This window comes from Xanthobacter sp. ZOL 2024 (assembly GCF_052932325.1).
Genome location: NZ_CM128808.1, coordinates 4499618 through 4521991, shown reverse-complemented (window position 1 = coordinate 4521991; position 22374 = coordinate 4499618). Strand labels below are relative to the sequence as shown.

At 70.1% G+C, this 22374-nt stretch carries 17 protein-coding genes; 11 read left to right on the top strand and 6 right to left on the bottom strand.

Going from position 1 to position 22374, the window contains the following annotated elements; all coding sequences use genetic code 11:
- Positions 1-4: 4 nt before the first annotated feature.
- Complete coding sequence (argE, locus tag ACU4E7_RS20700; RefSeq protein ID WP_447019972.1) at positions 5-1159, bottom strand: acetylornithine deacetylase; 1155 nt, start codon at positions 1157-1159, stop codon at positions 5-7.
- A gap of 201 nt (positions 1160-1360) precedes the next feature.
- Between argE and cobU the strand changes: the two genes are divergently transcribed.
- Entirely contained in the window at positions 1361-1876 is a 516-nt protein-coding gene (gene cobU / locus ACU4E7_RS20695) for a bifunctional adenosylcobinamide kinase/adenosylcobinamide-phosphate guanylyltransferase (RefSeq protein ID WP_447021678.1), read from the top strand.
- Between the two features lie 4 nt (positions 1877-1880).
- On the opposite strand, the gene cbiB is transcribed toward cobU, so the two are convergent.
- Positions 1881-2846 (bottom strand): adenosylcobinamide-phosphate synthase CbiB, encoded by a 966-nt coding sequence (gene cbiB, locus ACU4E7_RS20690; protein ID WP_447021677.1) that lies wholly within the window; start codon positions 2844-2846, stop codon positions 1881-1883.
- Positions 2847-3064: 218 nt separating this feature from the next.
- On the opposite strand from cbiB, the gene ACU4E7_RS20685 reads away from it, so the two are divergent.
- The 3 genes from ACU4E7_RS20685 to ACU4E7_RS20675 all read left to right on the top strand — a co-directional run bounded on the left by ACU4E7_RS20685 (position 3065) and on the right by ACU4E7_RS20675 (position 5725).
- A complete protein-coding gene (locus ACU4E7_RS20685; protein WP_238121190.1) occupies positions 3065-3787 on the top strand; it encodes a metallophosphoesterase family protein in 723 nt (240 codons plus the stop codon).
- A gap of 100 nt (positions 3788-3887) precedes the next feature.
- Complete coding sequence (locus ACU4E7_RS20680; protein ID WP_447019971.1) at positions 3888-5060, top strand: vWA domain-containing protein; 1173 nt, start codon at positions 3888-3890, stop codon at positions 5058-5060.
- Positions 5061-5143: 83 nt separating this feature from the next.
- Positions 5144-5725, top strand: coding sequence for a hypothetical protein (locus tag ACU4E7_RS20675; RefSeq protein ID WP_447019970.1), 582 nt, complete (start codon positions 5144-5146; stop codon positions 5723-5725).
- Here ACU4E7_RS20675 and ACU4E7_RS20670 read toward each other — a convergent pair.
- The 3 genes from ACU4E7_RS20670 to ACU4E7_RS20660 are packed head-to-tail and all read right to left on the bottom strand — an operon-like array spanning position 5699 to position 8787.
- Entirely contained in the window at positions 5699-6763 is a 1065-nt protein-coding gene (locus ACU4E7_RS20670; protein ID WP_238121193.1) for a YcjF family protein, read from the bottom strand. The genes ACU4E7_RS20675 and ACU4E7_RS20670 overlap by 27 nt on opposite strands.
- 40 nt (positions 6764-6803) lie before the next feature.
- A complete protein-coding gene (locus ACU4E7_RS20665; RefSeq protein ID WP_447019969.1) occupies positions 6804-8279 on the bottom strand; it encodes a YcjX family protein in 1476 nt (491 codons plus the stop codon).
- A complete protein-coding gene (locus ACU4E7_RS20660; protein ID WP_238121195.1) occupies positions 8266-8787 on the bottom strand; it encodes a SixA phosphatase family protein in 522 nt (173 codons plus the stop codon). Before ACU4E7_RS20660 ends, ACU4E7_RS20665 begins: the two co-directional genes overlap by 14 nt.
- Before the next feature lie 228 nt (positions 8788-9015).
- Between ACU4E7_RS20660 and ACU4E7_RS20655 the strand changes: the two genes are divergently transcribed.
- The 3 genes from ACU4E7_RS20655 (at position 9016) to ACU4E7_RS20645 (ending at position 16854) form a co-directional block, all read left to right on the top strand.
- Positions 9016-10308 carry a hypothetical protein gene (locus ACU4E7_RS20655; RefSeq protein WP_238121196.1) on the top strand — a complete coding sequence of 431 codons (1293 nt, stop codon included), beginning with the start codon at positions 9016-9018 and terminating at the stop codon, positions 10306-10308.
- A 343-nt stretch (positions 10309-10651) separates the two neighbouring features.
- On the top strand, positions 10652-12571 hold the full coding sequence (locus ACU4E7_RS20650) for an autotransporter assembly complex protein TamA (RefSeq protein WP_238121197.1): 1920 nt from the start codon (positions 10652-10654) through the stop codon (positions 12569-12571).
- On the top strand, positions 12571-16854 hold the full coding sequence (locus tag ACU4E7_RS20645; protein WP_447019968.1) for a translocation/assembly module TamB domain-containing protein: 4284 nt from the start codon (positions 12571-12573) through the stop codon (positions 16852-16854). The genes ACU4E7_RS20650 and ACU4E7_RS20645 overlap by 1 nt, the downstream gene beginning before the upstream one ends.
- Positions 16855-17060: 206 nt before the next feature.
- Here the strand turns inward: ACU4E7_RS20645 and ACU4E7_RS20640 are convergent, their stop codons facing one another.
- Entirely contained in the window at positions 17061-17456 is a 396-nt protein-coding gene (locus ACU4E7_RS20640) for a hypothetical protein (RefSeq protein ID WP_447019967.1), read from the bottom strand.
- Between the two features lie 174 nt (positions 17457-17630).
- On the opposite strand from ACU4E7_RS20640, the gene ACU4E7_RS20635 reads away from it, so the two are divergent.
- From ACU4E7_RS20635 to ACU4E7_RS20620, 4 genes are all read left to right on the top strand, one after another.
- Positions 17631-19400 carry a potassium/proton antiporter gene (locus ACU4E7_RS20635; RefSeq protein ID WP_238121200.1) on the top strand — a complete coding sequence of 590 codons (1770 nt, stop codon included), beginning with the start codon at positions 17631-17633 and terminating at the stop codon, positions 19398-19400.
- Between the two features lie 95 nt (positions 19401-19495).
- Complete coding sequence (locus ACU4E7_RS20630; protein WP_447019966.1) at positions 19496-19786, top strand: hypothetical protein; 291 nt, start codon at positions 19496-19498, stop codon at positions 19784-19786.
- Positions 19787-19878: 92 nt separating this feature from the next.
- Positions 19879-21060, top strand: coding sequence for an aminotransferase (locus ACU4E7_RS20625; protein WP_447019965.1), 1182 nt, complete (start codon positions 19879-19881; stop codon positions 21058-21060).
- A gap of 261 nt (positions 21061-21321) precedes the next feature.
- Positions 21322-22371: an efflux RND transporter periplasmic adaptor subunit gene (locus ACU4E7_RS20620; protein WP_447019964.1), complete on the top strand. Its 1050-nt coding sequence runs from the start codon at positions 21322-21324 to the stop codon at positions 22369-22371.
- Positions 22372-22374: the final 3 nt, after the last annotated feature.

The following is a 22374-nucleotide window of genomic DNA, read 5'->3' as shown; positions in this document are numbered from 1 at the left end:
GGCCTCAGCTGCAATAGTCGATCACCTTGCGCATGAAGTCCTCGCAGGCCTCCAGCTGGCTGATCTCCACATATTCGTCGGCCTGATGGGCGACGCCGATGGAGCCGGGGCCGCAGATGACGGTGGGGATCTGCGCCATCTCCACGAACAGGCCGGCCTCGGTGCCATAGGCCACCTTGGCGTGGTCGTTGCGCCCGGCCCAGCGCTTGGCGAGGGTGGTGATGGGCGCTTCCGGATCGGTGGCGAGCCCGGGAATGGCGCTCATGATGTTGAAGCTGATGCGGCTTTCCGGCGCCCGCGCCTGCATGGCGGGTTCCAGCTCGGTGTGGGCGTAATCGGTGATCTCGGCGACCAAGGCGTCGATGTCCTGGTCGGGCAGGGCGCGGATTTCCCATTCCATCACCGCCCGCTCGGGCACGATGTTCACGGCGGTGCCGCCGTGCAGAACCCCCACATGGGCGGTGGAAACCGGCACGTCATAAAGGTCGTCCCGCGGGCCTTCGGCGAGGCGGGTGTCGAGCGCCATCACCCGGGCGGCGATGAGGGCCGCCGCCTGCACCGCATTCACCAGCTCCGGCGCGCGGGAGGAATGGCCGCCCCGGCCGGTCACCACCGTTTCCAGCGAGCGCTTGGATTTGTGGGCCACCACCACCTGCATCATGGTGGGCTCGCCGACGATGCAGCCTTCCGCCCGATAGCCGTTGGCCACCATATGGGTGAGCAGCGGGCGCACCCCCAGGCAGCCCACCTCCTCGTCATAGGAAAAGGCGAGGTGGATGGGCTTCTTCAGTGGCTGCGCCTGCATCTGCGGCACCATGCCGAGGCACACCGCCACGAAGCCCTTCATATCGGCGCTGCCGCGCCCATAGAGCTTGCCGTTCCGTTCGGTGAGGGTGAAGGGATCGGAGCTCCACAGCTGGCCATCCACCGGCACCACGTCCGTATGGCCGGACAGAATGATGCCGGGCACGTCCCGCGGGCCGATGGTGGCGATGAGCGCCGCCTTGCCTTCGGCGACATCCTCCACCCGTTCGAACGGGATGGCGCGGGCGCGGAAAAACGCTTCCACCGCTTCCACCAGCGCGAGGTTGGAATTGCGGCTGGTGGTGTCGAAACCGACGAGGCGCGCAAGCCATTCCAGCGTGAGGTCGGCGGCCATGGGGCAGGGGTCTCCGGGCAATGATGCGTCGCCAGTATAGCCGCCGACTGACCAGCGGCGCGACGACGGGATGCATTTTTCCCGCCTCCCGTTTTCCCGCGCCCTCGGCCTCACACCCTGTGCTTTGCCGTGGTGGGAAGCCCCGTTAGTGTCGCCGCCCGCGGAAGGTCTGCCAGGGCAGGGCGCGGCGGTGGAGGCATGATGGCGACAGGGCTGGTGTTGGTGCTGGGCGGCGCGCGGTCCGGCAAGAGCGCGTTCGCCGAGGAGATGGTGGAGGCGGAGCCGGGCCCCTGGGCCTATCTCGCCACCGCCGAGGCGCGGGACGACGAGATGGTGGACCGCATCGCCCGCCATCGGGCCCGGCGGCCGGAGGGCTGGCGCACCCAGGACGTGCCCCTGGCGCTGGCGCCCGCGCTCGATGCTTTGCCGCCGGAGCAGCCGGTTCTGGTGGATTGCCTCACCCTCTGGCTCACCAATCATCTTTTGGCCGAGCACGATCTCGATGGGGAATCGGCGGCGCTGGAAGCGGCGCTGTGCCGGCGGCCCGGCCTCACCGTGTGCGTCGCCAACGAAGTGGGGCTCGGCATCGTGCCCGACAATGCGCTGGCCCGCGCCTTCCGCGACGCCGCTGGCCGGCTCAACCAGCGCCTCGCCCGTCGTGCCGGGCGGGTGGTGTTCATGGTGGCCGGCCTGCCGATGTCGGTGAAGGGCGGCTGAACTCTCAGCCGAAGGCGAAGAGCAGCGCTCCCGCCACCACCAGAGCCACCAGCAGGCCATCGGCCCGGCGATAGAGGCGCAGTGCGGCGCGGATGTCGGCGGCGGTGGCCTCCCGCCGGCCATCGCCCATATAGGCATCGTCGGTGGGCACGCCGCCATAGACCTTGGGGCCGTTGAGCTTCAGCCCGAGGGCGCCGGCCATGGCCGCCTCGGCCCAGCCGGCATTGGGGGAGCGATGGCGCGGCGCATCCCGCCCCATGGCGGCGAAGGCGGGCCCCGCCGAGGCGCCCGGCGTCACCGCGGCGGCGGCCACCAGCAGCAGACCGGTGAGGCGGGAGGCCGGCAGGTTCACAAGATCATCGGTGCGCGCCGCCGCCCAGCCGAAGGCGCCATAGCGGGCGTTCAGATGGCCGATCATGCTGTCGGCGGTGTTGATGGCCTTGTAGGCGGCGCCACCGGCCAAGCCACCGAGGCACATCCAGAAAGTGGGGGCGACGATGCCATCGGAGAAATTCTCCGCCAAGCTCTCGATGGCCGCCCGCGCCACGCCCGCCTCATCCAAGTGCTGCGGATCGCGGCCGACGATCTGGCTGACCGCCACGCGCCCCGCCTCCAGGCCGCCCGTCTCCAGCGCCTGCGCCACCGCCGCCACATGGGTGTGCAGCGCGCGCTGGGCCAAAAGGCTGCTGCCCGCAAGGCCGGCGAGGAGGAGGCCGAAGGGCAGGGCGCGCAGCCCGGTTTCCAGGATCGCGGCCGGCACCGCTGTCGCGATCACCAGCACGCCGACGGTGACGACCCCCAGCAGGCGGCGCTGGGCGGCGGGGCGCTCCGGCGCGTTCCAGGCCCGGTCCAGGGTGCTGATCAGTCGGCCGATCCAGATCACCGGATGGCCGATGCGGTTCACCAGCGCCGCCGGATAGCCCAGCGCGGCTTCCACCAGCAGCGCCAATGCCGTGATCTCGAACCCCATGGACCCCTCGCCACCGAATCCCGCCCGCGCGGATCGCCTGCCCATGCCACGGGCTCCCGCGGTGGGCAAATACCCCGTCTTTTGCAATGCAGCAAAGCCCGCTATCCTGATCTCCGAAGACATTCCGGCGGGCGTGACGCAAGGCGCCGGCAAGCTGACCGCTTCATGGTGGCGCGCGCAAGCCGCATGCCCCAAAGGACGGCATGAGAGGACGGGTGATGACGCAGCCGCTGCCCCGGGTGCCGGAGGGCAAGAGGGTCTATGCCGTGGGTGACATCCACGGCCGGCTCGACCTTTTGGTTCGTCTGCAGCGGCAGATGGAAGACGACCAGGCGGCCCACCCCGGGCAGGAGCCGGTGGAAATCTATCTGGGCGATTACGTGGACCGGGGCCCGGCGAGCGCCGAGGTGCTGGAGACCCTGCTGGAGCGCCGCCGCGCCCGGGACGTCATCTGCCTGTCCGGCAATCACGAGCAGATGATGCGCGAGGCCCATCGCAGCTTCGAGGCCTTCCCCCACTGGCAGCGGGTGGGCGGCTTCGAGGCGGTGCAATCTTATCTGCCCGGTTTCGCCGAGGTCGCGGGGGTGCAGGAGCCGCACAGCCTGTGGCAGCAGTGGCGCGGCGCCGTGCCGGCCCGGCATCTGGTGTTCCTGGAGAGCCTCGGCACCTATCACGTGTGCGGCGACTATCTGTTCGTCCATGCGGGCGTGCGGCCTGGCGTGCCGCTGGAGGACCAGCGGCGCGAGGACTGCCTGTGGATTCGCCACGCCTTCCTCGACCATGCCGGCGCGTTCGACCATATGGTGGTGCATGGGCATACGCCCACGCCCGAGCCGCAGCTGAAGGCCAACCGCATCGGCATCGACACCGGCGCCTTCGCCAGTGGCCGCCTCACCTGCCTGGTGCTGGACGGGGCCGAGCGCGTCCTGCTCTCCACCTGAGCGGAGGTCCGGGCCGCGGTGGCGCATGCCGGCGCCGCGTGCTTCACTGGCGACAGGACAAGCCGGGCGAGCAGGGGCCGGCGACAGGGAGCCGCGCGCCATGTTCATCGCATTCTTCGAGGCCCTGAAGACGGCGGGCGTGCCGGTTTCCGTGCGCGAATACCTGACCCTCATGGAGGCCATGGACCGCGATCTCGCCGGCCGGCAGGTGGACACCTTCTATTACCTCGCCCGCGCCAGCCTGGTGAAGGATGAGCGGTACCTCGACAAGTTCGACCAGGTGTTCGGCCAGCACTTCAAGGGGCTGGAGGCGGCGCTGGGCGAGGAGGGGCACGCCATTCCCGAGGAGTGGCTGCGCAAGCTCACGGAAAAGCACCTCACCGAGGAGGAAAAGCGCCAGATCGAGGCCCTGGGCGGGCTCGACAAGCTGCTGGAGACCCTGGCCGAGCGGCTGAAGGAGCAGAAGGGGCGCCACCAGGGCGGCAACAAATGGATCGGCACCGGCGGCACCTCGCCCTTCGGCGCCTATGGCTACAATCCTGAAGGGGTGCGCATCGGCCAGGACGGCAACCGCAATTTCCGCGCCGTGAAGGTGTGGGACAAGCGCGAGTTCAAGGACTTGGACGACGGGGTGGAGCTCGGCACCCGCAACATCAAGGTGGCGCTGCGCCGGCTGCGCAAGTTCGCGCGGGTGGGGTCGCCGGAGGAGCTGGACCTCGACGGCACCATCCGCGAGACCGCCCGCGCCGGCTATCTCGACGTCAAGCTGCGGCCGGAAAAGCGCAATGCGGTGAAGGTGCTGCTGTTCCTCGATGTGGGCGGCTCCATGGATTGGCACATCGCCCAGTGCGAAGAATTGTTCTCGGCCGCGCGCACCGAGTTCAAGTATCTGGAGCACTTCTATTTTCACAATTGCGTCTATGAGAGCGTCTGGCGCTCCAACGCCCGCCGCGCCAGCGAGCGGATCTCCCTGTTCGATGTGCTGCACACCTATGGCAGCGACTACAAGCTGATCTTCGTGGGCGACGCCTCCATGAGCCCCTATGAGATCATGTATGCCAACGGCTCGGTGGAGCATAACAATCCCGAGCCGGGCAAGATCTGGATGGAGCGGCTGCTCGCCACCTATCCCCACGCGGCCTGGCTCAATCCGGTGCCGCAGGCCCATTGGGGCTATACGGATTCCATCCGGCTCATGGGGCACATCCTGGAAAACCGCATGTTCCCCCTCACCGTGGAGGGGATCGACGCGGCCATGCGCGAGCTGAGCTGACCGGCGCAGGCTGCGTCCCTTTTCCCGCTCCTCTTGCGTCGCCTCCCGCCTTCGCCCACACAGCGGCGATGAAGCGAGGACCCATGCCGGACAGGACCAAGACCGACATCACCTATGCCTATCACCCCCGCCTCGGTGGTGCCGGCGTGGCGCTGACCCTGCAGGACGATGCGCTGCAATGGCTGGTGGGGCCGCGGGAAGGGCGGCTCAAGCTCGCCGACATCGGACGGCTGACGCTGCGCTTCCAGCCCGCCAAATTCGCCAGCGCCACCTTTGAGCTGGAAATCCTGGGGCGGGAGGGCACCCGGCTTGTGGTGGCCTCCGCCTCCCGCACCTCGCTCACCGCCATGCGCGACCAGAAGGCGGATTACCTGCGCTTCGTGCGGGCGCTGCACGCGGCCCTGGCGCGGGCTGGTGTCGCAGTGGAGTGCCGGGGCGGCTATGGCCGGGCGCGGTGGGGGCTGATGATGGGTCTGGGCGCCCTCGCGGCGCTGGGGCTCGCGGGGGTGGTCGGTTTTGCCGCGTCGCAGGCGCAGTGGAGCACGGCGGGGCTCATCGCGCTGCTGTCGGTCATCGTCGCTTGGCCCACGGCGGAGACCCTGCGCCGCAACCGGCCGCTGCGCTATCGGCTCACCGAGCTACCGGCCCGCCTGCTCCCGGCGTGAGGGCACCTGTTCCTCCTCTTCCGCCTTGCGCAACAGGCCGGTGGCCACATCGGCGAGGCGCGGGGCGGGCAGAGCGGTGAAGGGCAGGGGCCGTGTGACGGCGATGGCGGCAAGTCCCAGGCGCGCAGTCAGGAGGCCGTTCACGACCCCTTCGCCCAGCTTGGCCGAGAGCCGCGCGGCGAGGCCCTGGCCGACGATCTGCTGCACCAGCGTATCGCCCGCCGCCATGCCGCCGGTGACGGCGAGGTGGCCGAGCACATGGCGGATGAGCCGCAGCATGCCGAGCATGCCCGGCCGCCCGCCATAGAGCTGGGCGAGGCGGCGCATCAGGGAGACCGCCGTGTAGAGCACGAAGGCGAGGTCCACCAGGGCGCGGGGCGAGACGGCGGTGACCACCGAGACGTTCTTGGCCGCTTCCGACACCATCTGTCGGGCACGGGAATCCAGGGTCGGGAGCAAGGTGCGTTCGGTGAGCCGCACCAGATCCGCCCCGTCGATGATGCCGCCAAGATGGCTTTCGAGCTCCACCCGCGCGCGGGCCAGAGTGGGCTGCGCGGCGGAAAGGCGCAGCATGTCGCGCGCTACCCCCTGCGCCAGGGTTCGGTCATCGTCCGCCAGGGCCGCGGCGGCCTTCTCGCGCACATGGTCGAGATGGGCGAGGCGGGCGATGCCCGCCACCTCGCGGCCGATGAGAATGACGCCGGCCAGCACCAGCGCGCCGGCAAGGCCGAGGCCCACATAGCCGAGCGCCGGGGACTGGGCATAAAGATCGCTGACGAGCTGGCTCAGCCCCACATAGGCGGCAAGGCTCAGCACCCCGCCGAGGGCGGTCCAGAACAGGCCGGACCACGAAAAGCCGAAGCGGGAGAAGACGCCGCGTCGGCCGCCGGCCGCCGGCACCGGTTCCGGCGGCCCAGCTTCCAGCTCTGCCTCGGGCGGGGCCAGGGTGATGTCGCCTTCGTCCAGGCGGAACACCTGCGGGCGCGCGGCCTGCGGGCGTTTCGCGGAGGGGGACATGCGGGCGGGCTCGTCGCTCATCGGTTCTCCAGTCGGGCGGCCGCATTCGTGCCGCGTGGGCTCACACCAGGCGGTCGCCCAGCAGGAACTCCAGCGCCCGATCGAGGCGAATATGGGGAATGGGCGCCTTGCCGCCAATGCCCGCCGGCGGGCGGAACTTGAGGAAGCGGAAGTCGGCGTCGTTCACATCGCCGGTGGCGAGGCCGCGGAAGCCGGTGCCGGCGGGGTCGAAGAAGCTGTCGGGATCGGCCGGCAATTCGCCGGGAAACACCGCCACTTCCTCCTCGCCGTCGAAGCGGTGGCCGCCGGCCTCCTGGCCCTTCTCCGGCGTGCCGACGATGGCGGCGAGATCGAGGCCGTCGCGCCGCACCCGGGCTTCGCGGGTGGCGCGGATGGCGGCCAGCGCCACCACGTCCAGCGCCGCGCCATGCTCCTTGGCCCTGCCGCGCGCCCGTTCCACCAGCCGCGCCAGGATGGCTTCCAGCCGGTCGTGGCTGGTGTGGTGCAGGTGGTCGGCCTTGGTGGCGGCGAACAGCACCTTGTCGATGCGCGGGCGGAACAGGGTGCTCAGCAGGCTGTTCCGACCGGTGCGGAAGGCGGCCAGGATGCCATCAAGGGCACGTTCGAGGTCCGCCAGCGCGGCCGGCCCGGCATTGAGGGCGGAGAGGGCATCCACCAGCACGATCTGCCGGTCGAGCCGAGCGAAGTGGTTGCGGAAGAAGGGCCGCACCACGGCATTCTTATAGGCCTCGAAGCGCCGCTCCATCATGGCGCCGAGGCCGCCGGGGCGGGGCGCGCCGTCGGGCGGGTCGAGCGGCGCGAAGGTGAGGGCGGGGGAGCCTTCCAGATCCCCCGGCATCAGGAACCGGCCGGGCGGCAGCAGGCTCATGGCCACTTGCTCGGTGCGGCAGGCGGAAAGGTAGGCGGTGAACAAAGCGGCCAGCTCGCGGGCGTGGGCCTCGTCCGCCGGCCCATCGGCGCCATGGGCGGCCACCGCGGCGAGATAGGGGCTGGCCACCCGCGCCCGGGCCGGCGCCCGCGCCAGCTCCAGGCTCTGGCGGGCGAAGTCCGCATAGCTCATGGCCAGCAAGGGCAGGTCCAGCAGCCATTCGCCGGGATAGTCCACGAGATCGAGGGTGAGGGTGCGCAGGCTGCCGCGGGCGGTGGCATAGCGCACCGCCAGGCGCAGTTCGCTCACCCGCGTGGTGGAGGAGGGCCAGGCGCGCGCCTCGGCCAGGGTGGCGAGGTGCTCCTCATAGGCGAAGCGCGGCACCGCATCGTCGGGCTGGGGTTCCAGCTCGGCGCGGGCGATGCGGCCGGACTGCATGGCCTCGAACACCGGCATGCGGCCGCCCCGCTGCAGGGCATGCACCAAAGCGGTGGTGAAGATGGTCTTGCCGGCGCGCGAGAGGCCGGTGACGCCGAGCCGCAGGGTGGGGTGGGCGAGGCCCTCCACCCGGTCGGCGAGGGTGAGCCAGGCGATGCGGGCTTCGTCGAGGGCGCCGGTGAGGCCGATCATGCGCTCAGCCGGCGCCATTCAGCTCGCGCGGAACCAGGAAGCGGTCGAGGCGGCCGCTGGCGGGCTTGATGGTGCTCCAGTCGTCCACCGGCAGGTCGATCACCGCCAGGGCGCCGGTGGGGAATTTCTCCGCCATGCGCGCCATGTCCGCCGCCACGCCGTTGGCGACCAGGGTCGCTGCCAGATCCTCAAGGCCTGGATTGTGTCCCACCAGCATCAGCATATGCACCTGTCGGGGCTGCTCGCGCACCACGCCGAGCAACCGGGTGGCGCTGGCATCGTAGATGCGCGGCTCGCTGGCCGCCATAGGCACCGGCGGCATCTGGCCGGAAACCAGTTCCCAGGTCTCCCGCGCCCGCCGGGCGGGGGAGATGAGCACCCGATCCGCCACCAGACCCTGAAGGGCGAGATAGGCGCCGAGCCGAGGGGCCGCTTCACGGCCGCGTGGCGCCAGGGGACGCTCCGGATCGGCCATCCCTTCAGGCCAGTCGGATTTGGCGTGACGCAGCAAGATGAGACGGCGCATGGGCAAACCGGAACGTGTCGAAGGTGGCCCCTTATGCCCGAGGCGCGTGCTGCATCGCAACCCGCAGCGGGCGTGTTCGCGCCACGCCGCGCCCGCAAGCGGCGGTGGAAACGGATTCTCAAGCCGCCTCGCGCCACACTGTCGCGGCCCTTACCTAAGGGGCGGCGCCAGGGGCTGCGGCCCGCAGAGATGAGGTGAAGGGCGTCCACCGCCAGAAAACGAGGGTTCATGACCAGCACCGCCTTGCCTTCCGCTTCTCCCGAATCCGCGCCCTTGCGCCACGCCACCGGTCCGGAGCGGACGCGGGATTGCGATGTGTGTGTCATCGGTGACGACATGGCGGGTCTGCTGATGGCCTGCGATCTGGCGACGCGCGGCCTGGAGGTGGTGCTGGTGAGCCTGGCGCGGCAGCCGGAGGGCCTCGGGCTCGATGCCACTTTGGCCCCGGGCTATGGCCTCTCCGCGCGCGCCTTACGGGATGCGGTGGGCCAGGCCGATGCGCAGGATCTTCTGCGTCTTTCGGTGGCGGCCGCCGAGCGCGGCATGGCGCTGGCGACGGGGGCCGGCCTCACCCTTGGTGCCAAGGGCCGGCTGGCGGTGGCGCGGCCGGCGGCAGCTGATGATCTGTGGCGCGAGGCCGAGGCGTTCAATGCCCTGGTGCCGGGCGGCGGGGTGGTTCTCGATGCGGCCGACACCCAGGCGCTGCTGGCCACGCCGACCTATGTGGCGGCGCTGGGGGTGGTGCCCGCCCAACAGGTGGGGGGCGCGGCGTTCCGCCAGCTGCTGGAGGCGGCGGTGGCCGATTGCGGCCTCACCCGCCTGCCGCAGCCGGCAGCCCTCAGCATCGATGGGCATGGGATTCGCAAATATGTGACCCTGCCGGGGCTGCGCGTGCGTGCCGCCCATCTCGTGTTCAGCGGTGGGGCGGAACTGGTCCGGTGGGCGCCGGAGCTGGCGCCGAGCCTGGTGACGCGGCCCTGGGTGCGCGGGCGGTTCCACGTGCCGGCGGGCACCGCCGCCTATGGTGGGCTGGCGGAGGAGGTGGGTGCCACCGGCCTGCGCTGGCGCTTTGAGGGCGATAGCCTCGCGCTCGCCGCCGAAACCGCTTTTCCGCCCTGGGGGCGGGCCTCCGCGGCCCGCTGTCTGCGCCGCCATGTGAGCGCCGTCGCGCCGGCCGCGCGTCGGGCGCTGGTGGAACAGAGCCACGGCGTGGCGCTCACCCACACCCGCCATGGCATGCCGCTGTTCGCCGAAGGGGAGAAGGGCGTGTGGTTCTGCGTCACCATGGGGCTGGAGGAGCTGGCCCATGGTGTGCTGGGTGCGCGCCTCATCACCGATGCCATTGTCGCCCGCGACGACCGCATCCGCCTGTTTCAGCCGTTTGGCCTGGAGCCGCCGGGGGCGCGGCCGCAATCCCGATTCCGGTCAGTACTGGATTATCTGCAGCGGCGGGTGCGGGTGGCCACGGCCGCGCGCGCGGCGCGCAGCGCACCGGTGGCAGAAACGGCTGAGCCGGGCTGAGGGTTTGACAAAATGCCGCAGGTGCCGGTGCGCGGGTGTGGCGTGGCCGCTGGCCAGTTCCCGCCGCATCCTGCGGTATCAAGGTCTTGGTGAGGCTGTTGGCTCGCCAGCGGTACCAAACAATGGCAAACTGCGGTATGCGGGGAAAAGCAGCGAGGGACGCAAGGTCAGGAGCGATCATAAGCTGAAATTTACGGACGGTGCCTAGCGTCCGTTGTGCGTGAGGGGGGACTTTCGGCCCTTTCGCGAAGAGTGCGTGGCGTGCGCCGCGGCAAACCCCTTCCAACCTCGAGCGGAAATGGCGAGAGCGGCGACTTCCTTTTTCGGCCTGTGCAGGCGCCCCGTGGCAGTGACGGCGGCGGTGCTGGCGCTCGGCATTCTGCCGGCGCATGCGGAGGACGGCGACTTTTTTGATTCTGTCGCCAATTTCTTCAATCCCAACCGGGAGAAAGAGAAGAAGCCGCCGACCATCGACGCCGTGCCCTACACCATCGAGCTGGAGGTGGTGGGCGGCGATCGCAGCGTCAAAAGCGCCATCACCGATGCCTCCAACCTGGAGAGCATGAAGTCCAACCCGCCCTCGGGGGCGGCCGGGCTGGTGCGGCGGGTGACGGCGGATCGTGACCGGATCATCGCCGCGCTTTATTCCAACGGCTACTACGGCGGCACCATGGAGATCACCATCTCCGGCAACCGGGCCGACACGCCCAACATTTTCGACATCGTCGAGGCGAGCCGCGCCCGGGGACCGGTGCCGGTGAAGATCGTCGTGGACCCCGGGCCGCAGTTCACCTTCGGCGCCGTGCGGGTGCTCAGCGCCAGCAACCGCCAGCCGCTGGCCGATGCGCCGACGCAGCGGGCGCTGCGGCTGGAAACCGGCCAGGTGGCACGCGCCGACGCCATCGTCGCCGCCGAGACCACCTTGTCCGACCATTGGCGGCGCATGGGTTATCCCTTCGCCAAGGTCGCGAACAAGGAGGTGGTGGCGGACCACGCCACCCAGCAGCTCAACGTCACCTTCCTGGTGTCCACCGGGCCGCGCGCCACCTTCGGGAAGTTCACCGTTTCGGGCGCCGATTTCCTCACCCCCGGCTTTATCGAGGACCGCATCGAGATCCAGCCGGGCGAGCCCTATTCGCCGGAGCGCCTGGCCGCCTTGCGCCGGCGCCTCGCCAAGATCGAATCCGTCGCCAGCGTGCGGGTGCGCGAGGCCGACCATCTCGACGCCAACGGCCAGCTGCCCATCTTCATCGATGTGACGGCCCGGCCGCCGCGCTTCGTCGGCTTTTCCGCCAAATACTCCAATACCGACGGCTCCTCGCTCACCGCCTTCTGGGGCCACCGCAACCTGTTCGGTGGCGGCGAGACCCTGCGGCTGGATGCCACCGTCTCCTGGTTCGGCGAGAAATCCGAGGCGGTGCCCGATGCCGATCCGTTCGGCTACAAGGTGTCGGCGAGCTTCATGAAGCCGGGCATCTTCACCGCCAAGGACGATCTGCTGGCGGAGGTGGCCGGCCTGCGCGAGGTGACCAACGCCTATGTGCGGGAAGGCGTGACCTTCCTGGGCGGCGTGCGGCATCGCTTCAATGATCAGATGAGCCTGCAGATCGGCATCGACCTGGAAGATTCCACGGTGGAGGATGCCGACGGCAGCGGCGACTATTTCATCGCCGGCGTGCCGCTGGACTTCAATTTCGACAATACGGATTCGCCCCTCGACCCCTCCCGCGGCCTGCGCGCGGCGGTGACGGTGGAGCCGTTCGCCTATCTGGGCGAGAATGGCGCCGGCCCGGTGATGGCCAAGGGCACCTTGTCCGCCTACCACGCCTTCGACGAGGAAAAACGCTACATCCTGGCCGGGCGGGTTTCCACCGGCGGCTATGCCGGCGCCGATCTCACCGACGTGCCGGCCCAGCGGCGGTTCTATGTGGGCGGCGGCGGCTCGCTGCGCGGCTACGACTACCAGTCCGCCAGCCCGCGCAATGCCCGCGGCATCATCATCGGCGGCCTCAGCTATTTCGAGGCATCGGCGGAATTGCGCGTGCGCATCACCGACACCATCGGCCTGGTGCCGTTCTTCGACATGGGCTCGGCCTATGCCACCGAATATCCCGACTTCAGCATGATGAAATATTCCGCCGGCCTGGGCCTGCGCTACTACACGGCCATCGGGCCGCTGCGCCTGGACTTCGCCGTTCCCCTCAATCCCGGACCAGACGACGGCTCGTACGGCGTCTATGTCAGCTTGGGGCAGGCTTTCTGATGGCGGCTCGTGGCATTCTCTTCTCGATCCTGCGCTGGACGGGCGTCGTCGTCGCGGGCCTGCTGGTGCTGGTGCTGGCGCTGTTCGGCGCGCTGCAGACCGGGCCGGGCAAGGGCGCGCTCGCGCGCATCGCTTCGCAGCTCGCGTCCGTATCCGGGCTCACGGTCACCATCTCGGACATTCGCGGCGGCGTGCCGTGGGATATGAGCATCGGCCATATCGGCGTCGCCGACGCCAAGGGCCCGGTGGCGGAGGTGGAGGCCCTGCGCCTCGCCTGGCATCCCCTGTCGCTGCTCGGCGGGGTGGTGAACATCGAGGCGGTGGAGGCGGCGCGGATCGCTGTCGAGCGGGTGCCGGACCTGCCGCCCTCGGAGCCGTCCACCAGCAGTTCGGGCGGCGGATCCTTCGCCATGCCGGTGCGGCTCGGCCGCCTGGCCATCGCCGACATCTCCCTCGGCGAGCCGCTGCTCGGTCGCGCGGCCCAGCTCACCCTCACCGCCTCGGCCGACCTGATGGCCGCCTCCGATGGGCTGGCGGTGGATTTCGACCTCGCCCGCAAGGACGCGCCCGGCCAGGTGACGGGGCAGGTGCATTACACCCCGCAGACGCGGAACTTGGTGGTGGACATCAACGCCACCGAGCCGGAAGGGGGCCTCGTGGCCCGCGCCGCCGGCATGGATGGCTTGCCGGCGCTCGACGCACGCATCACCGGCAAGGGGCCGATTGATGCCTGGGACGGCAATCTGGCGCTGAATGCCGGCGCCGTGGCGCACATGACCGGCGCCGCTGGGGTGCGCGCCACCGCGGCCGGCCACCGGGTCAATCTGACCCTCGATGCGGAGGTGGCACGGCTGCTGCCGGCCGCCATCGCCCCCCTGTTCGAGGATAAGACCGAGCTGTCGGCCACCGCCCTGGTGGAGACCGCCGGCCTCGTGGATGTGGAAACGCTGACCGTGCGCGCCTCCGGCTTCGGCTTCGCGGCGCGCGGCAAGGTGGACCCCGCCGGCGACGGCTCCGATCTCGCCTTCAGCGCCGTGGCTGGCGATGCCGACCGCTTCTCGGCGCTCGCTCCTGGCGTCGCCTGGAGTGCGGTGAAGGCGGAAGGCGCCGCCAAGGGCGCGCTGGCGGCGCCGGCGGCTACCGTGCGGCTCACAGCCACGGACCTGTCCGGCGCCGGCTATGGCGCCAAGACCTTGACCCTCGATGCGGTGACCCGGCCCCAGGGCGGGGCGGGGGACCTCGCCCTGTCCGTCGACGCCCAGGCCGCCGGGCTCACCAGCACCGACGCCAAGGTGCGCGCGGCGCTGGGCGACACGGCCCGGCTGACCGCCACCGCCACCAAGCCAGCCGATGGCACGCCGGCGCTCACCGGCTTCACCGCCGCGCTCAATGCCCTGTCGGCCCGCTTCACGGGTACCGCCAGCGCCGAGGGGGCCGACGGCACCCTGCATCTGGAGCGGCTGGATCTGGCCGCCTTCGGGCCGCTGGCCGGCCGCCCCCTCTCCGGCACCGCCCAGCTCGAGGCGGACGTGAAGGGAGCGGAGCAGTTCCGCCAGCTCACACTCAAGCTCGCCGGGGGCACCGAGAAGGTGAAGACCGGCATCGCCGCGGTCGACGGACTGTTCGGCGGCACCTCCCGGCTGTCCGGCGCCATCGCCCGCACGGGGGAGGCCGCCTTCGGGGTCGAGGACCTCACCCTGTCGGCCACCGGGCTCGACCTGAAGGTCAACGGCACCCTCTCCAAGGCGCTGGCGGACCTGAAGGTTCTGCTGACCCTGGACGATCTCAAGCGGGTGGAGCCGCGTCTGTCCGGCCGGCTCGACACCACGGCGGCCTTCTCCGGCAGCCTCGACGCGCTGGCGGTGACGGCCCGGGTGGCGGTGCCCGAAGGCACCGCAATGGGCCAGAAGATCGAAGGGCTGGCGCTTGATCTCGATGCGCGCAACCTGACCGGCCTGCCCGCCGGTGCGTTCAAACTCGATGGCCGTATCGCCGGCAAGCCGGCCACCGGCGGCGGGGCCTTCGCCCTCGGCGATGGCGGCGCGGCCCGGCTGGAAAAGCTCGATCTCGCCATCGGCTCGGTGACGGCGCGCGGCGATGTGGCCCGTGGCGGCGATGGCCTCATGGTGGGGCAGCTGGCGGTGGCCGCCGGCAATCTCGCCGACCTTTCGGCCCTGGCCCTGACGGAACTGGCTGGTAAGCTCGACGCCAAGGTGGATCTCGGCTCCACCAACGGGCGCCAGACCATCGCCCTCAATGCCACCGCCGACGGCGTGCGCGCCGCCGGGCAGAGCGTGGGCGCCGCGCGCATCAATCTCGATGTGACGGATCCCACCGGCCAACCGGTGCTCAACGGCAATGTGGATGTCAGGGATGTGAATGCCGGGGTGGCCATTCCCCGCGCCACCCTCACCGCCCGCGGCGCCGGCCGCGGCACGGCATTGCAGCTCGATGCCCAGGTGAACGGGGCCAATGTGGCCGCCGCGGCCCAGCTCAACCACCAGGGCACCACCTCGCAGGTGCGGCTGGAACGCTTCAGCATGGCGCGGGGCGGCACCACCCTGGCCACGTCGGCGCCGGCCAACATCACCATCAATGGCGGCGACGTCACCATCGACCGGCTGGCGGTGGCGAGCCGTGGCGGCAGCGCCACCGTTTCCGGCCGCGCCGGCAGTACGCTCGATCTCAACGTGGATGTGCGCGCCCTGCCGCTGGCGCTGGCGGAGCTCGCAGCGCCAGGGCTGAACCTGGCCGGCACCCTCAACGGCACCGCGCGCCTGCGCGGACCGGCGGCCCGGCCGGATGGCACCTACGATCTGCAGGTGCTGCGGCTCAGCAACCCTGACCTCGCCGCCGCCGGCGCCGGCCCGTTCGATATCCGCACCAATGGGCAGCTCGGCAATGGCCGGGTCACCACCCGCACCACGATTTCCGGAACCCACCTCTCCAATCTCGCCATCACCGGCTCGGTGCCCATGGGGGCGGGGGACATGGACCTGACCGCGCGGGGCGGCGTCGATCTGCGCATCGCCAATCCTTCGCTCGCTGCGCTCGGCAGTCAACTGGCCGGCACCGCCACCATCGACGCGACCATCCGCGGCACCACCGCCGCTCCGCGCGCGGGCGGCACTGTGCGCATCAGTGGCGGGCGCTACAATGATGGCGCCAATGGTGTCACCCTGGATCGCATCGAAGGCGTCATCGCCGGTACCGATCGTTCGGTGACCGTGCAGTCGCTCACCGCCCGCACCCCCAATGGCGGCAGCGTCGCCGTGCGTGGCAGCGTGGGGCTGGACCCCGCCGCCAACTTCCCGGGCCGGCTCGAGGTGACCATGCAGAATGCGGGGCTCGTCAACAGCGAGCTCATCCGTCTCGTCACCGAGGGACGGATTGCGCTGGAGGGCCAGTTCACCAACGATCCACGGGTGACCGGCCGGCTTCAGGTGCGGGCCATGGACGTGAACATTGCCGAGCGCATGCCCGGCGGCGTTCAGTCCATGCAGGTGAAGAATGTGAATGACCGCCGCGGCCGCAACGCCGCGCGGGTGCCCCCGCCACCGCCTGAGCGGCAGCGTGGTGGTGGCGGTGGCGTCACCCTCGATCTGGTGGTGGCCGCGGCCAACAACATCTTCGTGCGGGGCATGGGCATGGAGGCGGAGCTGGGGGGCGAGATCCGCGTCTCCGGCTCCAGCCGGGCGCCGCTGACCCAGGGCGGCTTCGAGATGCGCCGCGGCCAGTTCGACATTCTCGGCAAGCGCCTCAACTTCACCCGGGGCAAGATCCAGTTCACCGGCAGCACCGATCCGGAGCTCGATTTCGTGGCGGAGACCACCGCCAACGACATCACCGCGCGCATTCTGGTGACCGGACCCGCATCCCGGCCGGACATCACCTTCACCTCGACCCCGACCCTGCCGCAGGATGAGGTGCTGGCGCGCCTGCTGTTCGGCCGCAATGCCGGATCGCTGACGGCGACGCAGAGCCTGCAGATTGCCCAGACCATCGCCCAGTTCTCGGGTGGCGGCGGAGTGCTGGACCAGATGCGGCGTACCCTCGGGGTGGACAGCCTCGACGTGGGCATGAATTCCGCCGGCACCGGCGGTCAGGTGGGCCTCGGGCGGCGCATCAACGACCGCATCTATATGGGCGTGAAGCAGGGCACCACGCCCAATTCCAGCCAGGTGACCGTGGATGTGGACGTGACCCGCAACATCCGCCTGCAGGGCGCCACCGGGGCAGACGGTTCCACCTCGGTGGGCATCGGCGCGCAGTGGGATTATTAGGCGCCTTCCGCAGCGCCTTTATTGCCGCTGCTCCGGGCCGTGTTGCTCCGGACAGTCTCGCGCGCGGTTGCGGTCGTTTGGGCTCTCACGTTTACTGATCCCGGGGGACCCCACGTTTGCCGCGCCAAGGTGCGCTGATCGCGCATTGGCAGCGGCGCCGGTGCCGCCGCGCAGCCGTCCCTCAGTGGGGCCCGTGCTGCCTGGCGTCAGTGGCGCGCGGGCCCGTTGCGGGTGGCCTGTCCGCCCGCCGGCAGGGTGAGCCGGGGCCCCTGGAGCGTCACCTTATGAAGTGGAACGTTCTGCAGAGGTGCGTTCGGCAGCGAGAGGCCGGGCTGGAGCGCATGGTGGGCATTCTGCGCGTCGGTGCCGGCGTGCGGGTTGTGCGCACCATAGCTGGCGATGGGTGCCGCCCAGAGGCGCTCGCCGCGATGGTCCAGGGCATAGATGCCGACCCAGGCGGCACAGTCACAATCCGCCTCGGCGATTTCCATCGCGAGGTCATGCTCGAAGCAGATGGTTTCGCTCTCCATCACCCACAGGCCATCATCGGCGCAGGTGAAGGGAACGACCTGGTAAGCACAGACCCGTCTGCGCCACGGCATGTCAGCACCCTTGAGAACGTGTCCGGCGCGCCCCCAAAACACCGTCTCTGGTTGTCCGCAACGACAAGAGCTTACGCGCTGATGCGATGTCGCGCTACTGTCGGCGTGCAATGCGCCGGGCCCACCGCTCGGGGATGGAGACACGGTCGAGTGTGACGAGGCTTGGGCGAGAGCATGGGTGCAGTGGTCATCTCCAATGTGGTTCTGCTGGTGGTTGCAGCGCTGCTGGTTGCCGGGACCCTGTCGAGCCTGCTGGCGGCCCGCTTCGGCGCTCCGATTCTGCTGCTGTTCCTGCTCATCGGCGTGCTGGCCGGTGAGAACGGTCCGGGCGGCATCCATTTCAACGATTATTGGGCCACCTACATGGTGGGGTCGGCGGCGCTGGCGCTGATCCTGTTCGATGGCGGGCTACGCATGCGCATCGGCGCCATGCGCGGGGCGGTGACGCCGGCACTGCTGCTCGCCACCATCGGCGTGGTGCTCACGGCGGCCCTGGTGGCCCTGGTGGCGGTGCCGCTGCTCAATCTGTCGCTGCTGGAAGGCTTCCTGGTCGGGGCGGTGGTGGCCTCCACCGATGCCGCCGCCGTGTTCTTCCTCATGCATGCCCAGGGGCTGCATCTCGGCCGGCGGGTCGGCTCGGTGATCGAGCTCGAATCCGCCACCAACGATCCGGCGGCGGTGTTCCTCACCGTGCTGCTGGTGGAACTGATCACCAGCGATCTCTCCCACCCCGGGCTGGCGGTGGTGCTGGGGGTGTTTCGCGAGCTGGTGGTGGGCGGCGTGCTCGGCGTGGTGGGCGGGGTGCTGCTCGCCTGGCTCATCAACCGGGTGGATCTGCCCGGCGGGCTGCATCCGGTGCTGGTGGTGGCGGTGGCGGTGCTGCTGTTCGCGGTCACGGCGCTGGCGCACGGCTCCGGCTTCCTGGCGGTCTTCGTGGCGGGCCTGGTGATGGGCAACCGGCCGGTGCGCGCCATCGCGCCCATCACCGGCTTTCTCAATGCCGTGACCTGGATGTGCCAGATCGTCATGTTCGTGATGCTGGGCCTCCTCGTCTCGCCCCAGACGTTGCTGGATTATGCGATCCCGGCGCTGGGCGTCGCGGTGTTCCTGATCCTGGTGGGGCGCCCGCTGGCGGTGTTCCTGTGCCTGGCGCCGTTCCGTTTCTCCAACGCGGAAAAGGCCTTCATCTCCTGGGCCGGATTGCGCGGGGCGGTCTCCATCTTCCTCGCCACCATTCCCATGCTGGCGGGCCTTGCCCATGCGGAGGTCTATTTCAACATCGCCTTCACGGTGGTGCTGGTCTCGCTGATCCTGCATGGCCTCACCATGGTGCCGGCGGCACGGCGCTTCGGCGTCGCGTTGTCCGATCCGCTGCCGGCGGTGCGGCGGTTCGAGATCGACCTGCCGGGGCAGATGGAGGTGGAGCTGGTGGGCTATCCGGTCACCGCCGGCACGCCGGCCACCGGCAGCGGCCTGCCGGAATGGGCGCGGCTGGTGATGGTGGTGCGCGCCGGCCAGACCCTGACACCGGAAGCCGCCGGGCCGCTCGAGCCGGGGGACTACGGCTATATCCTGGCGCCGCCGCAGAAGGTGCATGGGCTCGATCGCCTGTTCCGGCCCAAGGAAACCCTGGTGCTCGATGACGTGGCCGCCTTTCCGTTCGTGGGCGAGGTGCGGCTCGGCGATCTCGCCGGGCTCTATGGACTGCCGGTGCCGCAGCAGGAGTGGGCGCTCACCATCGCCGACGCGTTCGCCGATCGCGCCAGCGATCGCGTCGCGCCGGGCATGCGCATCGCCTACGGCCGGGCGGTGATCGAGGTGCGCGATGTGGACGATGGCCGCGTCACCTGGGCGGTGCTGCGGCTCGAAGGGGGTCGCCTGCGGCGCGGCCTGCATGTGCTGCGCCGGCTGTTCGGCGAGAGCGCGCCGCTGGATGAGGACTGACGGGACGCCTTTTTCCCGCCGCGAGGGCACGGCATGGCTGGCGCCGTGCCGGCCTCCGCGTGGCGGGTCGGGCGACCGGGAGAGCAGGGAAGGCCATGCGATTGTTCATGCGGCGCCGCGATGGCGCGGACGGCAACCGGGACGCCGCCCGGGCGCTGGCGGACCTGGTGCGCCAGGCGCTCGAGCTGGAGGAGGAGGCCACGGTTTCGGTGTCCGAGATCTCCTGTGGCGATCCGGCCTGCGGCGGCGCTGAAACGGTGGTGCTGGTGATGCGGCCCGGCCGGCGCACCGAGGCCGCCAAGGTGCTGATGCCCATGGCGCAGGTGACGCAGGAGGCGCTGCTCGCCGCCCTGAAGCCGCTTTCGGTGCCGGATCGGGGTGGCTAGCGCCGCTCGGCCCTTTTGTTGCCGCCACGAAGGGGCTAAAGGGCTGGCAGCCGCTCCGTCAGGGGGCGCCGTTTCCGCAGATAGATGCCGCCATGACCTCCTTTCTCGCCGCGCGTCCGCTGAACCCCATCTATTCGGCGCTGCCCACCACCATTTTCGAGGTGATGTCCCAACTCGCCCGCACCCATGAGGCGGTGAACCTGGGGCAGGGCTTTCCGGACGACCCCGGGCCGCTGGACGTGCGCCAGAAGGCGGCCGATGCGGTGGTGAACGGCTGGAACCAGTATCCGCCGATGATGGGCCTGCCCGAGCTGCGCCAGGCCGCCGCCGCCCATTTCCAACGCTGGCAGGGGCTCTCGCTCGATCCCGAGACCGAGGTGATGGTGACCTCGGGGGCCACCGAGGCCCTGGCCGGCGCGCTGCTCGCGCTGATCGAGCCCGGTGACGAGGTGGTTCTGTTCCAGCCGCTTTATGATGCCTATCTGCCGCTGGTGCAGCGGGCCGGCGGCATTGCCAGGCTGGTGCGCCTGGAGCCGCCCCACTGGACCATCACCGAGGAGAAGCTGGCGGCCGTCTTCTCCGATCGCACCAAGCTGGTGCTGCTCAACAATCCGCAGAACCCCACCGGCGTGGTGCACAGCCGCGAGGAGCTGCAGCGGGTGGCGGATTTCTGCCAGCGGTTCGGCGCCTATGCGGTGTGCGACGAGGTGTGGGAGCACATCATCTTCGACGGGCGGGTGTTCGAGAGCATGATGGCCCTGCCGGGCATGCGTGAGCGCACCGTGAAGATTTCTTCCGCCGGCAAGATCTTCGGCATGACCGGCTGGAAGGTGGGGCTGGTGTTGGCCGCGCCGCCGCTGATGAAGGTGTTGTCCAAGGCCCACCAGTTCCTCACCTTCACCACGCCGCCGAACCTGCAGGCCGCGGTGGCCTATGGGCTCGGCAAGGAAGACGCCTATTTCACCACCATGCGGGCCGGCCTGCAGCGCTCGCGCGACCGGCTGGCGGATGGCCTCGCCGGCCTCGGCTTCCGGGTGCTGCCCTCGGCCGGCACCTATTTCCTCAACATCGACCTCTCGGCCCATTCCAATACGCCCGACGACGAGTCCTTCTGTCTCGATCTGGTGAAGACCCACGGCGTCGCCACCATCCCGGTTTCCGCTTTCTATGCGGATGACGCGGTGCGCTCCGTGGTGCGGTTCTGCTTTGCCAAGACCGACGCCACCATCGATCGCGCGCTGGAGCGCCTTGCCCGCGTGCGGCTGGCGGCCTGAGGCGCCTGGCGGCTCTCTCGCGGTTCAGGCGATCACGGAAACGTCAACGCGCCGCGTTCGCCGTGTATTCGACTTCAATTCTGTCCAAACCTTAATTGGACCCGGTGCAGAGAGTGTCGTTGCATCGCAGCGACGGTGGCAGGCGGCGGGATCGAGGGTGGCATGACGAGCGAAGGGCGTAGGCGCGGGCGCGTGGTTCTGGCCGTGATGACCCTGGCGGTCGCCGGCGGTGGCGCTTGGCTCTGGCAGGATAAGCCGTGGATGGCCAAGGCCCCGACCGAGTCGGCCGCCGGCCGGCCGCGCGAGGTGGCGGTGCTGGTGGGCGCCGCCACGCGCAAGCCCATGCCGGTGCGGGTGGAGGCCCTCGGCACGGTCGAGGCCATGGTGACGGTGCCGGTGCGCTCGCGGGTCGCCGCCGAGGTGGAGAAGGTCGCCTTTGCCGATGGCGCCACCGTCGCCGCCGGGGACCTGCTGTTCGAGCTGGATTCCCGGGTGATCGACGCGCAGATCCGGCAGGCCGAGGCCACCCTGGCCAAGGATCGGGTGCAATTGGAGAAGGCGCGCCGCGACGTGGAGCGCTATTCAGGGCTGGTGACCCGCGCGGCCATCTCCCAGGTGCAGCTGGACGACGCCAAGACCACCGCCGATGTGCAGCAGGCGACGGTGGACCAGGACGAGGCCAACCTGCAGTCCCTCAAGGTGCAGCGGGGCTATTACGAGATCCGCTCGCCGGTCACCGGGCGCATCGGCGTGGCGGCAGCGCGGGCCGGCACGGTGATCCGCGTCGACGACACCCTGGCCACGGTGCGCCAGCTCAAGCCCATCTATGTCGCCTTCGGCCTGCCGGAACGCTACATCAACGATCTGCGCACGGCGCAGAATGCCCAGGTGGCCATCACCCTGCAGGGGTCGGGCGAGACCATCGGCGGGGGCCGGGTGGCGGTGATCGACAATACGGTGGATCCGCAGACCGGCACCCTCACCGCCCGGGCGGTGTTTGCCAATGCCGATGAGCGCCTGTGGCCCGGCACCCTCGGCGCCGTCACGGTAACCCTGCGCACCGAGCCGGACGTGGTGGTGGTGCCATCGGAGGCGGTGCAATCGGGCCAGAGCGGCCCCTTCGTGTTCGTGGTGGAAGATGGCGCCGCGCGGGTGCGCCCGGTGGTCGTGGCGCGCACGGTGGATGGCGAAAGCGTGATTGCCAAGGGCCTGGAGGGCACCGAAACGGTGGTGATCGACGGGCAATTGTCCCTGCGGGAGGGCAGCCGGGTGCGCGTGAAGCGGCCGGCGACGCCCGTGGCCGGGAGCTGACGC

Coding starts and splice junctions, on each gene's coding strand:
- argE (WP_447019972.1), bottom strand. CDS start 1,159: ATGGCCGCCGACCTCACGCTGGAATGGCTTGCGCGCCTCGTCGGTTTC.
- cobU (WP_447021678.1), top strand. CDS start 1,361: ATGGCGACAGGGCTGGTGTTGGTGCTGGGCGGCGCGCGGTCCGGCAAG.
- cbiB (WP_447021677.1), bottom strand. CDS start 2,846: ATGGGGTTCGAGATCACGGCATTGGCGCTGCTGGTGGAAGCCGCGCTG.
- ACU4E7_RS20685 (WP_238121190.1), top strand. CDS start 3,065: ATGACGCAGCCGCTGCCCCGGGTGCCGGAGGGCAAGAGGGTCTATGCC.
- ACU4E7_RS20680 (WP_447019971.1), top strand. CDS start 3,888: ATGTTCATCGCATTCTTCGAGGCCCTGAAGACGGCGGGCGTGCCGGTT.
- ACU4E7_RS20675 (WP_447019970.1), top strand. CDS start 5,144: ATGCCGGACAGGACCAAGACCGACATCACCTATGCCTATCACCCCCGC.
- ACU4E7_RS20670 (WP_238121193.1), bottom strand. CDS start 6,763: ATGAGCGACGAGCCCGCCCGCATGTCCCCCTCCGCGAAACGCCCGCAG.
- ACU4E7_RS20665 (WP_447019969.1), bottom strand. CDS start 8,279: ATGGCGCCGGCTGAGCGCATGATCGGCCTCACCGGCGCCCTCGACGAA.
- ACU4E7_RS20660 (WP_238121195.1), bottom strand. CDS start 8,787: ATGCGCCGTCTCATCTTGCTGCGTCACGCCAAATCCGACTGGCCTGAA.
- ACU4E7_RS20655 (WP_238121196.1), top strand. CDS start 9,016: ATGACCAGCACCGCCTTGCCTTCCGCTTCTCCCGAATCCGCGCCCTTG.
- ACU4E7_RS20645 (WP_447019968.1), top strand. CDS start 12,571: ATGGCGGCTCGTGGCATTCTCTTCTCGATCCTGCGCTGGACGGGCGTC.
- ACU4E7_RS20640 (WP_447019967.1), bottom strand. CDS start 17,456: ATGCCGTGGCGCAGACGGGTCTGTGCTTACCAGGTCGTTCCCTTCACC.
- ACU4E7_RS20635 (WP_238121200.1), top strand. CDS start 17,631: ATGGGTGCAGTGGTCATCTCCAATGTGGTTCTGCTGGTGGTTGCAGCG.
- ACU4E7_RS20630 (WP_447019966.1), top strand. CDS start 19,496: ATGCGATTGTTCATGCGGCGCCGCGATGGCGCGGACGGCAACCGGGAC.
- ACU4E7_RS20625 (WP_447019965.1), top strand. CDS start 19,879: ATGACCTCCTTTCTCGCCGCGCGTCCGCTGAACCCCATCTATTCGGCG.
- ACU4E7_RS20620 (WP_447019964.1), top strand. CDS start 21,322: ATGGCCAAGGCCCCGACCGAGTCGGCCGCCGGCCGGCCGCGCGAGGTG.